At 66.9% G+C, this 12081-nt stretch carries 18 protein-coding genes and 1 pseudogene; all 19 read right to left on the bottom strand.

The annotated features are described in order from the left end of the window. Positions 1-38 precede the first annotated feature (38 nt). A complete protein-coding gene (locus tag AB0J62_RS05940) occupies positions 39-224 on the bottom strand; it encodes a type Z 30S ribosomal protein S14 (RefSeq protein WP_012923674.1) in 186 nt (61 codons plus the stop codon). A 1-nt stretch (position 225) separates the two neighbouring features. Then, positions 226-798, bottom strand: coding sequence for a 50S ribosomal protein L5 (gene rplE, locus AB0J62_RS05945; RefSeq protein ID WP_134107186.1), 573 nt, complete (start codon positions 796-798; stop codon positions 226-228). Further along, positions 798-1187, bottom strand: coding sequence for a 50S ribosomal protein L24 (gene rplX / locus AB0J62_RS05950; RefSeq protein WP_134107184.1), 390 nt, complete (start codon positions 1185-1187; stop codon positions 798-800). Before rplX ends, rplE begins: the two co-directional genes overlap by 1 nt. A 1-nt stretch (position 1188) precedes the next feature. Then, entirely contained in the window at positions 1189-1557 is a 369-nt protein-coding gene (gene rplN, locus AB0J62_RS05955; RefSeq protein ID WP_012923677.1) for a 50S ribosomal protein L14, read from the bottom strand. A gap of 91 nt (positions 1558-1648) precedes the next feature. Next, on the bottom strand, positions 1649-1945 hold the full coding sequence (gene rpsQ, locus AB0J62_RS05960; protein WP_134107182.1) for a 30S ribosomal protein S17: 297 nt from the start codon (positions 1943-1945) through the stop codon (positions 1649-1651). Then, positions 1942-2220 carry a 50S ribosomal protein L29 gene (gene rpmC, locus AB0J62_RS05965; protein ID WP_134107180.1) on the bottom strand — a complete coding sequence of 93 codons (279 nt, stop codon included), beginning with the start codon at positions 2218-2220 and terminating at the stop codon, positions 1942-1944. The genes rpsQ and rpmC overlap by 4 nt, the downstream gene beginning before the upstream one ends. Continuing rightward, complete coding sequence (rplP, locus tag AB0J62_RS05970; protein WP_134107178.1) at positions 2220-2639, bottom strand: 50S ribosomal protein L16; 420 nt, start codon at positions 2637-2639, stop codon at positions 2220-2222. The genes rpmC and rplP overlap by 1 nt, the downstream gene beginning before the upstream one ends. Before the next feature lie 3 nt (positions 2640-2642). Beyond that, a complete protein-coding gene (gene rpsC / locus AB0J62_RS05975) occupies positions 2643-3506 on the bottom strand; it encodes a 30S ribosomal protein S3 (protein WP_134107176.1) in 864 nt (287 codons plus the stop codon). Positions 3507-3666: 160 nt separating this feature from the next. Beyond that, positions 3667-4107, bottom strand: a pseudogene (gene rplV, locus AB0J62_RS05980) (50S ribosomal protein L22); the annotation flags it as partial. A gap of 52 nt (positions 4108-4159) precedes the next feature. Then, complete coding sequence (rpsS, locus tag AB0J62_RS05985; RefSeq protein ID WP_130441496.1) at positions 4160-4441, bottom strand: 30S ribosomal protein S19; 282 nt, start codon at positions 4439-4441, stop codon at positions 4160-4162. 15 nt (positions 4442-4456) lie between these two features. Continuing rightward, positions 4457-5290 (bottom strand): 50S ribosomal protein L2, encoded by an 834-nt coding sequence (gene rplB, locus AB0J62_RS05990; RefSeq protein ID WP_130441498.1) that lies wholly within the window; start codon positions 5288-5290, stop codon positions 4457-4459. Further along, positions 5290-5595, bottom strand: a complete 306-nt coding sequence (rplW, locus tag AB0J62_RS05995) for a 50S ribosomal protein L23 (protein WP_130441500.1) — start codon at positions 5593-5595, stop codon at positions 5290-5292. The genes rplB and rplW overlap by 1 nt, the downstream gene beginning before the upstream one ends. Continuing rightward, on the bottom strand, positions 5592-6284 hold the full coding sequence (gene rplD / locus AB0J62_RS06000) for a 50S ribosomal protein L4 (RefSeq protein ID WP_363864876.1): 693 nt from the start codon (positions 6282-6284) through the stop codon (positions 5592-5594). The genes rplW and rplD overlap by 4 nt, the downstream gene beginning before the upstream one ends. Continuing rightward, positions 6281-6940, bottom strand: coding sequence for a 50S ribosomal protein L3 (gene rplC, locus AB0J62_RS06005; protein ID WP_134107168.1), 660 nt, complete (start codon positions 6938-6940; stop codon positions 6281-6283). The genes rplD and rplC overlap by 4 nt, the downstream gene beginning before the upstream one ends. Positions 6941-6956: 16 nt before the next feature. Next, complete coding sequence (gene rpsJ / locus AB0J62_RS06010; RefSeq protein WP_012923688.1) at positions 6957-7265, bottom strand: 30S ribosomal protein S10; 309 nt, start codon at positions 7263-7265, stop codon at positions 6957-6959. 358 nt (positions 7266-7623) lie between these two features. Then, on the bottom strand, positions 7624-8817 hold the full coding sequence (gene tuf / locus AB0J62_RS06015; protein ID WP_134107166.1) for an elongation factor Tu: 1194 nt from the start codon (positions 8815-8817) through the stop codon (positions 7624-7626). A 72-nt stretch (positions 8818-8889) separates the two neighbouring features. Further along, complete coding sequence (gene fusA, locus AB0J62_RS06020; RefSeq protein ID WP_363864879.1) at positions 8890-11001, bottom strand: elongation factor G; 2112 nt, start codon at positions 10999-11001, stop codon at positions 8890-8892. Positions 11002-11072: 71 nt separating this feature from the next. After that, a complete protein-coding gene (gene rpsG / locus AB0J62_RS06025; protein WP_131286359.1) occupies positions 11073-11543 on the bottom strand; it encodes a 30S ribosomal protein S7 in 471 nt (156 codons plus the stop codon). Further along, positions 11543-11917: a 30S ribosomal protein S12 gene (gene rpsL / locus AB0J62_RS06030; protein WP_130384649.1), complete on the bottom strand. Its 375-nt coding sequence runs from the start codon at positions 11915-11917 to the stop codon at positions 11543-11545. The genes rpsG and rpsL overlap by 1 nt, the downstream gene beginning before the upstream one ends. Positions 11918-12081: the final 164 nt, after the last annotated feature.

Raw genomic sequence — 12081 nt, forward strand, 5'->3', positions numbered from 1 at the left:
TAGATTTTGAATGGGGAGAAGTTCGGGGGTGGAGACGGTCACCAGCTGGACTTGGTCACACCGGGCAGCTCGCCCCGGTGCGCCATCTCCCGCAGGCAGATCCGGCACAGGCCGAACTTGCGGAAGACCGCCTTCGGCCGGCCGCAGCGCTGGCAGCGCGTGTAACCGCGCACCGCGAACTTCGGCTTCCGGGCCTGCTTGACCTTGAGTGCTGTCTTCGCCACGTCAGTTCTCCTTGAACGGGAAGCCGAGCGCCCGCAGCAGGGCCCGACCCTCGTCGTCGTTCTTCGCGGTGGTCACCACGGTGATGTCCATACCCCGGACCCGGTCGATGCGGTCCTGGTTGATCTCGTGGAACATCACCTGCTCGGTCAGACCGAAGGTGTAGTTCCCGGTGCCGTCGAACTGCTTCGGGGACAGGCCGCGGAAGTCGCGGATCCGGGGCAGCGCGAGCGCCAGCAGCCGGTCCAGGAACTCCCACATCCGGTCGCCGCGCAGCGTCACGTGGGCGCCGATCGGCATCCCCTCGCGCAGCTTGAACTGCGCGATCGACTTGCGGGCCTTGGTGACCTGGGCCTTCTGGCCGGTGATCGCGGCCAGGTCCTTCACCGCGCCCTCGATCAGCTTGGAGTCACGCGCCGCCTCACCGACACCCATGTTCACCACGATCTTGGTGAGCCCGGGCACCTGCATGACGTTGGCGTAGTGGAACTCGTCCTGCAGCTTGCCGACGATCTCCTCGCGGTACTTCGTCTTCAGCCGCGGCTGGACCTTGTTCTCCGTTACTGCGGTGGTCATCAGATCTCCTCGCCGGTCTTCCGAGCGATCCGGACGCTCCGGAAACCGGTGTACGTCGAACCGTCCGGCCGGCGCTTCTGCACCTCGACGCGGTTGTAGCCGACGCGGGTGGTCACCTTCTGCTTCTTGCCGTCCTTCTCGACCTCGACCAGAAGCGCCACGTTCGAGACGTGGATCGGGGCTTCCTGGGTGACGATGCCACCGGTGGTGCCGCCGCGCTGGGCCTGCTGCACCTTGGTGTGCTTCTTCACCCGGTTGACGCCCTCGACGATGACCTTCTCGTCGTCGGGGAAGACCTGGATGATCTTGCCCTCGAGGCCCTTGGACTTACCGGCGATCACACGAACCTGATCGCCCTTCTTCACGTGCAGCTTCTTCTGCTGGGCCATCTCAGAGCACCTCCGGCGCGAGCGAGATGATCTTCATGAAGCGCTTCTCCCGCAGCTCCCGGCCGACCGGCCCGAAGATACGGGTGCCGCGCGGCTCGCCGTCGGCCTTCAGGATCACCGCGGCGTTCTCGTCGAAGCGGATGTAGGAGCCGTCCGGACGCCGGCGCTCCTTCACGGTCCGCACGACGACCGCCTTCACGACGTCACCCTTCTTCACACCGCCGCCGGGGATCGCGTCCTTGACGGTGGCGACGATCGTGTCACCGACACCGGCGTAGCGCCGACCGGAGCCACCGAGAACGCGGATGCACAAGATCTCCTTGGCACCCGTGTTGTCGGCGACCTTCAGTCGCGACTCCTGCTGGATCATCTGTTGATCTCCTGGTTGTCTCGCTGGTTCTCACTCACGTGAGCCTTGCGGAACGAATAATTTCGAATGGTTTCCGGCCGGGGGCCGGGAACTACTTGGCCTTCTCGAGAATCTCGACGACGCGCCAGCGCTTGGTCGCCGACAGCGGCCGGGTCTCCATCAGGAGGACGCGGTCGCCGATGCCGGCGGCGTTCTGCTCGTCGTGCGCCTTGAGCTTGCTCGTCCGCCGGATGACCTTGCCGTACAGCTTGTGCTTGACCCGGTCCTCGACCTCGACGGTGACGGTCTTGTCCATCTTGTCGCTCAGCACCAGACCCTCACGGGTCTTCCGGCGGCCTCGCGCCTCGGTGGTCGTGCTCACGGTCTCGTCCTTCACGTTCTCGGTCATGCGTTGGCCTTCTCACTGTCGTCCGCAGTCTCGTCGGACTCCGCCTCGGCAACCGGGGCGTCGACCTCCTCGGTGATCCCGAGCGCACGCTCGGACAGCACCGTGTAGATGCGGGCGATGTCCTTGCGGACGGCGCGCAGCCGGCCGTGGGACTCCAGCTGGCCCGTGGCAGCCTGGAACCGGAGGTTGAACAGCTCCTCCTTGGCTTCACCGAGCTTGGTCATCAGCTCGTCCCGCCCGAGGTTCCGCAGCTCGGCGGCGGTCAGGGTAGCCATCAGTTCTCACCTGCCTCTCGGGAGATGAAGCGGCACTTCATCGGCAACTTGTGGATCGCGCGGCGCATCGCCTCGCGAGCGATGTCCTCCGGCACGCCGGAGAGCTCGAACAGCACGCGGCCGGCCTTGACGTTGGCGATCCACCACTCCGGCGAACCCTTACCGGAACCCATCCGGGTCTCGGCAGGCTTCTTGGTCAGCGGACGGTCCGGGTAGATGTTGATCCACACCTTGCCGCCACGCTTGATGTGCCGGGTCATCGCGATACGCGCGGCCTCGATCTGCCGGTTGGTGACGTAGTGGTTCTCCAGCGCCTGGATACCGAAGTCACCGAACGCCAGCGTCGTACCGCCCTTGGCAGCGCCGGAGCGCTTCGGGTGGTGCTGCTTGCGGTGCTTGACCTTGCGGGGGATGAGCATCGGTCAGCTCTCCGTTCCGGTCGTCTCGGCGGCCTTGTCGGCAGCCGGCGCAGCCTCGGCGGCCGGAGCCGCGTTGGTGTTGCGCGCGTTGTCCCGACGGTCGTCGCCACGGCCACCACGGCCGCCACGGTCTCCACCGCGACCACCACGGTCGCCGCGGTCGCCACCGTCACGACGGGCCGGACGGCCACGCTGCTGGGTGGCGGCGCGGGCAGCGGCCTGCGCCTCCCGCTCGGCGCGGGTGCCGGCGACGTCGCCCTTGTAGATCCAGACCTTCACGCCGATCCGGCCGAAGGTCGTGCGGGCCTCGTAGAAGCCGTAGTCGATGTCGGCCCGCAGCGTGTGCAGCGGGACGCGGCCCTCGCGGTAGAACTCCGACCGCGACATTTCCGCGCCACCGAGCCGGCCGGAGCACTGGATCCGGATGCCCAGGGCGCCGCCACGCATGGTGGTCTGCATCGCCTTGCGCATCGCGCGGCGGAACGCCACGCGGCCGGACAGCTGCTCGGCCACACCCTGTGCGACCAGCTGCGCGTCGACCTCGGAGTTCTTCACCTCGAGGATGTTCAGCTGCACCTGCTTGCCGGTGAGCTCCTCCAGCGATCCGCGGATGCGGTCCGCCTCGGCGCCACGGCGGCCGATCACGATGCCCGGACGGGCGGTGTGGATGTCGACCCGGACCCGGTCACGGGTGCGCTCGATCTCCACGCGGGAGATGCCGGCGCGCTCCATGCCCTTGCTCAGCAGGCGGCGGATCTTGACGTCCTCACCCACGTAGTCCTTGTACAGCTTGTCGGCGTACCAACGGCTCTTGTGGTCGGTGCTGATGCCGAGACGGAACCCGTGCGGGTTTACCTTCTGTCCCACGTCAGGACTCCTTCTTCTCAGCGGTGGCCTTCTTGGCGGCCGACTTCTTCGCGGTCGCCTTCTTGGCCGGCTTCTCGGCGGCCTCTGCCGTGTCGGCGGCCTTCTTGGCCGTCTTCTTGGCGGGAGCCTTCTTCGCCGTCGCCGCGGTGTCCGCGGACTTCTTGGCGGCCGACTTCTTGGCCGGGGCCTTCTCGACCGGCTCGTCGGTGACCCGCGGGGTGACCACGATGGTGATGTGGCTGGTCCGCTTGTCGATCCGGGTGGCCCGGCCCTGCGCACGCGGGCGGTGACGCTTCAACGTCGGCCCTTCGTCCACGAGGACCTTGGCCACGACCAGGTCGGCCCGGCTCAGGTGCTCGGTGCCCTCGGCGTTCGCCGCGGCGCTGTCGACGACCTTGTACACGGTCGCGGCAGCGGCCTGCGGGGCGAACTTCAGAGTGGCGAGTGCGTCGTCGACGCCCAGACCGCGCACCAGATCACCCACGCGGCGCGCCTTCATCGGCGTCACGCGGACGAAGCGCGCGACCGCGAAGGCCCCGGGCTCGTCGCCCAGCAGGCTCTCGCGACGGGCGCTGATCGCCCTACGCTCTTGAACGCTCATGATGTTCGAATCTCTCCGTAGGTTGCTTTCGCTTCGTCACTGTCCCTGAGGATCAGCGACGCCGTGACTTCCGGTCGTCCTTCTCGTGACCCTTGAACGTCCGGGTCGGTGCGAACTCGCCGAGCTTGTGCCCGACCATCGCGTCCGTCACGAACACCGGCACGTGCTTGCGGCCGTCGTGCACCGCAATCGTGTGGCCGATCATGTCCGGCACGATCATCGATCGGCGGGACCAGGTCTTGATGACGTTCTTGGTGCCCTTCTCGTTCTGCACCTCCACCTTCTTCGCGAGGTGGTGGTCGACGAACGGGCCCTTCTTCAGGCTGCGTGGCATTCTGGCCGGCTCCTATCAGCGCTTCTTGCCGGCCTTGCGGCGCCGGACGATCATGCGGTCGCTTTCCTTGCGGGTGCGGGTGCGGCCCTCAGGCTGACCCCACGGGGACACCGGGTGGCGACCACCCGAGGTCTTACCCTCACCACCACCGTGCGGGTGGTCGACCGGGTTCATCGCGACACCGCGGACGGTCGGGCGCTTGCCCTTCCAGCGCATCCGGCCCGCCTTGCCCCAGTTGATGTTCGACTGCTCGCCGTTGCCGACCTCACCGAGGGTGGCGCGGCAGCGCACGTCGACCATCCGGACCTCGCCGGACGGCATCCGCAGGGTGGCCATCCGGCCTTCCTTCGCGACCAGCTGGATGCTGGAACCGGCGGAGCGGGCCATCTTGGCGCCACCGCCCGGCCGCAGCTCGACCGCGTGGATGGTGGAACCGACCGGGATGTTGCGCAGCGGCAGGTTGTTGCCGACCTTGATGTCCGCGGCCGGGCCGTTCTCGACGACCGTGCCCTGCTGCAGGTTCGACGGGGCGAGGATGTAGCGCTTCTCGCCGTCCACGTAGTGCAGCAACGCGATCCGCGCGGTGCGGTTCGGGTCGTACTCGATGTGCGCGACCTTGGCCGGCACGCCGTCCTTGTCGTACCGCTTGAAGTCGATCAGCCGGTACGCCCGCTTGTGACCGCCACCGTGGTGCCGGGTGGTGATCTTGCCGGAGTTGTTCCGGCCGCCCTTCTTCGGCAGCGGACGCAGCAGCGACTTCTCGGGGGTCGAACGGGTGAGCTCGACGAAGTCGGCCACGCTCGAGCCACGGCGGCCCGGGGTCGTCGGCTTGTACTTGCGGATTCCCATTACGACTGGCCTCCGAAGATATCGATGCGGTCGTCGCCCTTGAGGGTCACGATCGCCCGCTTGGTGTCGGGGCGCTTGCCGAAGCCACTGCGGGTACGGCGGCGCTTGCCCTTGCGGTTCAGCGTGTTGACGTCGGCGACCTTGACCTTGAACACCTTCTCGACCGCGAGCTTGATCTCGGTCTTGTTGGCGTCCGGGTCGACCTCGAACGTGTACTTCTGCTCGTCCAGCAGGCCGTAGCTCTTCTCGCTCACGACCGGCCGGCGCAGCACGTCGCGGGGGTCTTTGTTGACTCCGTGGCTCATGCTTCTACCTCCTCGGCCTCAGTCGACGTAGCGACGGCCTTGACGGACTTGCCCTTGGGCGCGCCGGCGACGAACGAGTCGAGCGCGCTCTTGGTGAACACGACCGCGTCGCTGCACAGCACGTCGTACGCGTTGAGCTGGTCGGCCGCGATCAGGTGCACGTGCTGCACGTTGCGCAGGCTCAGCCAGGTCAGCTCGTCGGCGCGGTCGACCACGACCAGCGCCTTACCCGGGTCGGTGACCTGGGAGAGCACGTTCAGCGCCGACTTGGTGGAGGGCGTGTCGCCGTCCACGAAGCTCTCGACGACGAACACGCGGCCGTCGCGGGCCCGGTCCGACAGCGAGCCGCGGAGCGCGGCGGCGATCATCTTCTTCGGGGTCCGCTGGCTGTAGTCGCGCGGCACCGGGCCGTGGACGACGCCACCACCGGTGAACTGCGGCGCGCGGGTCGAACCCTGGCGGGCGCGACCGGTGCCCTTCTGGCGGTACGGCTTGGCGCCACCGCCGGACACCTCGCCCCGGCTCTTGGCCTTGGCCGTACCCTGACGGGCCGCCGCCAGCTGGGCCACCACGACCTGGTGGATCAGCGGCACGTTGACCTGGACGTCGAACAGCTCGGCCGGAAGCTCGGCGGAACCCTTCTTGCTGACCTTGTCGCCCTTGACGGCGACGACGTCGACGGTGCTCACTTCGCAGCTCCCTTCGCGGCGTTGCGGATCAGCACCAGGCCGCCCTTGGGGCCGGGAACCGCACCCTTCAGCAGGATCAGGCCGCGGTCGGTGTCGATCGCGTGCACGGAGACGTTCTGCGTGGTGACCTGCTCGCCACCCATCCGGCCGGCCATCCGCAGACCCTTGAAAACCCGGCCCGGGGTTGCGCAGCCGCCGATGGAGCCCGGCGAACGGTGCTTCTTGTGCACACCGTGGGTGGCCCGCAGACCGCCGAAGCCGTGCCGCTTCATGACGCCGGCGAAACCCTTGCCCTTGCTGGTCGCGGAAACGTCGACCCGCTCACCGGCCTCGAAGGCCTCGGCCTTGATCTCCTGGCCCAGCGTGTACTCGCTGGCGTCGGCGGTGCGCAGCTCCAGCAGGTGGCGCCGCGGCGTCACGCCGGCCTTGTCGAAGTGGCCGCGCAGGGGCTTGGTCACCTTGCGCGGGTCGATGTCGCCGAAAGCGATCTGGACGCCGTCGTAGCCGTCGCGGTCCGCGGTGCGGACACCGGTGACGACACAGGGCCCGGCCTGGATCACGGTGACGGGGACGACACGGTTGTTCTCGTCCCAGGTCTGGGTCATGCCGAGCTTGGTGCCCAGCAGACCGCGCGTGTTCTTGGTAGCAGTGCTCATTGGCTGTTCGCGTCCCTCAGAGCTTGATCTCGATGTCGACGCCGGCCGGCAGGTCGAGACGCATCAGCGAGTCGACGGTCTTCGGCGTGGGGTCGATGATGTCGATGAGCCGCTTGTGGGTGCGCATCTCGAAGTGCTCGCGGCTGTCCTTGTACTTGTGCGGCGAGCGGATGACGCAGAACACGTTCTTTTCCGTCGGCAACGGCACCGGGCCAGCAACCTTCGCACCAGTACGCGTCACCGTGTCGACAATCTTGCGTGCCGAGCTGTCGATGACCTCGTGGTCGTAGGCCTTCAGCCGGATGCGGATCTTCTGTCCCGCCATCGCTTCGCTTCGTCCTTCTCTATCGTCTTTCGGTGCGTTGCTCCGACCCCCGCGGTCGGGTGTGTCGCGTACGCGGCACGCGCGTGACCCACCGCTTCTTCGACCTGGGATGGTGATCGGGGCCCGGTCTCGGACCGAACCTCGGCATGGTCTCCGGTCCGGCGCACCAGCCAGATCGGAAGATCTGGGGCGCACCCCGGCGGCCTCGCCTGAGCAACCTGAATATTGTGCCAGAGATCGGCGCCGAAACGCCAATCGGGTGGCTCCACGCCTGATCCGGTACCACCTGAGCGCCGGATCAGGCGCAAAGCAGAGGTCCGCGGGGCTCAGACTGCGAGCCCTCGCGGACCTCGTGAGATCACTTGACGATCTTGGTGACCCGGCCGGCGCCGACGGTGCGGCCACCTTCACGGATCGCGAACTTCAGACCCTCCTCCATGGCGATCGGCTGGATCAGCTCGACCGACATGTCGGTGTTGTCGCCCGGCATGACCATCTCGGTGCCCTCGGGCAGCGTGACGACGCCGGTGACGTCCGTGGTCCGGAAGTAGAACTGCGGACGGTAGTTCTGGAAGAACGGCGTGTGCCGGCCGCCCTCCTCCTTCGACAGGATGTAGACCGAGGCGTCGAAGTTGGTGTGCGGGGTCGTGGTGCCCGGCTTGATGACGACCATGCCGCGCTCGACGTCCTCGCGCTTCGTACCACGGAGCAGCAGACCGACGTTCTCACCGGCCTGGCCCTCGTCGAGGAGCTTGCGGAACATCTCGATACCGGTGACCGTGGTGGTCTGCTTCTCCGGACGGATGCCGACGATGTCCACGGTCTCGTTGACCTTGATGACACCGCGCTCGATCCGGCCGGTGATGACCGTGCCGCGACCCGTGATGGTGAAGACGTCCTCCACCGGCATCAGGAACGGCTTGTCGATCTCGCGCTCCGGCTGCGGGATGTAGGAGTCGACCGCGTCCATCAGCTCGATGATCGACTCGCCCCACTTGGCGTCGCCCTGCAGCGCCGGGTGTGCGGCAACCCGCACGATCGGCGCGTTGTCGCCGTCGAACTCCTGCTCCGAGAGCAGCTCGCGAACCTCGAGCTCGACGAGCTCCAGGATCTCCTCGTCGTCGACCATGTCGCACTTGTTCAGCGCGACGACCATCGCCGGCACGCCGACCTGACGGGCGAGCAGCACGTGCTCACGCGTCTGCGGCATCGGGCCGTCGGTGGCGGCAACGACCAGGATCGCGCCGTCCATCTGGGCCGCACCGGTGATCATGTTCTTGATGTAGTCCGCGTGACCCGGGCAGTCGACGTGGGCGTAGTGCCGGGCCTCGGTCTGGTACTCGACGTGCGCGATGGAGATGGTGATACCGCGCTGACGCTCTTCCGGCGCCTTGTCGATCTGATCGAAGGCCGATGCCTCGTTGAGCGTCGGGTACTTGTCGTGCAGCACCTTGGTGATCGCCGCGGTAAGAGTGGTCTTACCGTGGTCGATGTGACCGATGGTGCCGATGTTGACGTGCGGCTTAGTCCGCTCGAACTTCGCCTTAGCCACTGGGGCCCTCCTGGAAAATGTTGACTTACGCCGTACGCCGACGCGCTGTGGGTTGGTTGGACCGGAGCGAGATTACTCGCCGCGGGCCTTCTTGATGATCTCTTCCGCCACGTTCTTCGGAACCTCGGCGTAGGAATCGAACTGCATCGAGTAGGACGCGCGGCCCTGGGTCTTCGACCGCAGGTCACCGACATACCCGAACATCTCGGACAACGGCACCAGGGCCTTGACCGCCCGGCTGCCGCCGGGACCCTCGTTCATGGACTGGATCTGGCCACGGCGCGAGTTCAGGTCGCCGATCACCTCACCCATGTAGTCCTCGGGGGTGATCACCTCGACGTCGAACATCGGCTCGAGGATGACCGGGGTCGCGCGGCGCGCGGCGTCCTTGAACGCCATCGAACCGGCGATCTTGAACGCGAGCTCCGAGGAGTCGACGTCGTGGTAGGCGCCGTCCTGCAGCGTCACCTTGACGTCCACCATCGGGTAGCCGGCCAGTACGCCGAACTCCATCGCCTCCTGGGCGCCCTCGTCCACCGACGGGATGTACTCCCGGGGGATGCGGCCACCGGTGACGGCGTTGACGAACTCGTAGCCACCCTCGCCACCGGCCTCGACCGAAGTCGGCTCGATGTCGATGATCACGCGCGCGAACTGACCCGAACCACCGGTCTGCTTCTTGTGCGTGTAGTCGACCTTCTCGACCTTCTTCTTGATGGTCTCGCGGTAGGCGACCTGCGGCTTGCCGACGTTGGCCTCGACGCGGAACTCGCGCTTCATCCGGTCGACCAGCACCTCGAGGTGCAGCTCGCCCATGCCGGCGATGATCGTCTGGCCGGTGTCCTCGTCGGTCCGGACCTGGAAGGTCGGGTCCTCCTCGGCCAGCCGCTGGATCGCGACGCCCAGCTTCTCCTGGTCGGCCTTCGACTTGGGCTCGATGGCGACCGAGATGACCGGGGCCGGGAACTGCATCGACTCCAGCACGACCTGCTTGGCCGGGTCGCACAGCGTCTCACCGGTGGTGGTGTCCTTCAGACCCATCACGGCGACGATGTGGCCGGCGCCGATCGACGCGATCTCCTCACGCTTGTTCGCGTGCATGCGGTAGATCTTGCCGATCCGCTCCTTGCGGCCCTTGGTCGGGTTCATCACCTGGGTGCCGGTCTCGAGCTTGCCCGAGTACACCCGGATGAAGGTCAGCTTGCCCAGGTGCGGGTCGGCCGCGATCTTGAACGCCAGCGCCGAGAACGGCTCGTCGTCGGACGGCTTGCGCAGTACGACGGCCTCCGGGTCCTTGACGTCGTGGCCCTCGATGGCCGGGACGTCGAGCGGGCTCGGCAGGTAGGCGTTGATCGCGTCGAGCAGCGGCTGGACGCCCTTGTTCTTGAACGCGGTGCCGGTCAGCACCGGGGTCAGCTTGCTGGCGATGGTCGCCCGCCGGATACCCGCGACGATCTGCTCCTGGGTGGGCTCGTCGCCCTCCAGGTACATCTCCATGATCTCGTCGTCGGCCTCGGCCAGCGTCTCGATCAGCTTGTCGCGCCACTCGGCGGCGATCTCGGTGTGGGTGGCCGGGATCTCCTCGACGGTGTAGTCCTCACCCATCGTGGTCTCGCCACGCCACGTCAGCGCGCGCATGCCGACCAGGTCGACGACACCGATGAAGTCGGCCTCGGATCCGATCGGCAACTGCAGCACCAGCGGCACCGCGGCCAGCCGGTCGACGATCATGTCGACACAGCGCATGAACTCCGCGCCGGTCCGGTCCAGCTTGTTGACGAAGCAGATCCGCGGCACGCCGTACCGGTCCGCCTGGCGCCACACGGTCTCGGACTGCGGCTCAACGCCGGCGACACCGTCGAACACCGCGACAGCGCCGTCGAGGACGCGCAGCGAGCGCTCCACCTCGACGGTGAAGTCGACGTGCCCCGGGGTGTCGATGATGTTGATGGTGTGGTCTTTCCAGGTGCAGGTCGTCGCGGCGGACGTGATCGTGATGCCGCGCTCCTGCTCCTGCTCCATCCAGTCCATCGTGGCGGCGCCGTCGTGGACCTCACCGATCTTGTAGGTGATACCGGTGTAGAAGAGGATCCGCTCGGTCGTCGTCGTCTTGCCGGCGTCGATGTGGGCCATGATCCCGATGTTGCGGACCTTGGCCAGGTCGGTGGTGATTTGTACGGCCACCTCGGTGGTCTACCTCTCGATTCTGTCTTGCTTCAAAGGGGTGAGCGCTGGGGTCCGGATCGGACCCCGGATCACCAGCGGTAGTGGGCGAAAGCCTTGTTGGCTTCGGCCATCTTGTGCGTGTCCTCGCGGCGCTTCACCGACGCACCGAGACCGTTGGACGCGTCCAGGATCTCGTTCATCAGCCGCTCGGACATGGTCTTCTCGCGACGAGCCCGCGAGTACGTCGTCAGCCAGCGCAGCGCCAGCGTGGTGGACCGGCCGGGCTTGACCTCGATCGGCACCTGGTACGTGGCACCACCGACGCGGCGGCTCTTCACCTCGATGCTCGGCTTCACGTTGTCCAGCGCACGCTTCAGCGTGATCACCGGGTCGGTGCCGGTCTTGGTGCGAGTGCCCTCGAGCGCGCTGTACACGATGCTCTGTGCGATCTGCTTCTTGCCGTCGACCAGGATCTTCGAGATCAACTGGGTGACGAGCGGCGAACTGTAGACCGGGTCGATGATGACCGGGCGCTTCGGGGCCGGGCCCTTGCGCGGCATTAGCTCTTCTCCTTCTTCGCGCCGTACAGGCTGCGAGCCTGCTTCCGGTTCTTCACACCCTGGGTGTCGAGCGAACCGCGGATGATCTTGTACCGGACACCCGGGAGGTCCTTCACGCGGCCGCCGCGAACGAGCACGATCGAGTGCTCCTGCAGGTTGTGGCCGACGCCGGGAATGTAGGCGGTGACCTCGATACCGCTGGTCAGGCGGACACGCGCAACCTTACGAAGCGCCGAGTTCGGCTTCTTCGGCGTGGTTGTGTAGACGCGCGTGCACACACCACGACGCTGAGGGGAACCCTTCAGGGCCGGCGTCTTGTTCTTGGACACCTTGTCCTGGCGGCCCTTGCGGACCAGCTGGTTAATGGTGGGCACCGCGTGGGTCTCTTTCTGTCGTCCGGCTGGGTTTGTTGCTCTTACCTGACCCCCGCGGTCGGGTGTGTCGCGTGCACACGGGCGCACCGAGGCCTTAATCTCAAGACTGTCGGCAAGAAGTCCCGTGTCACGCGGCCCGACCCGTTGGACGAGGGGCACGCATG

This window comes from Kribbella sp. NPDC049584, assembly GCF_040675555.1.
Lineage (GTDB): Bacteria > Actinomycetota > Actinomycetes > Propionibacteriales > Kribbellaceae > Kribbella.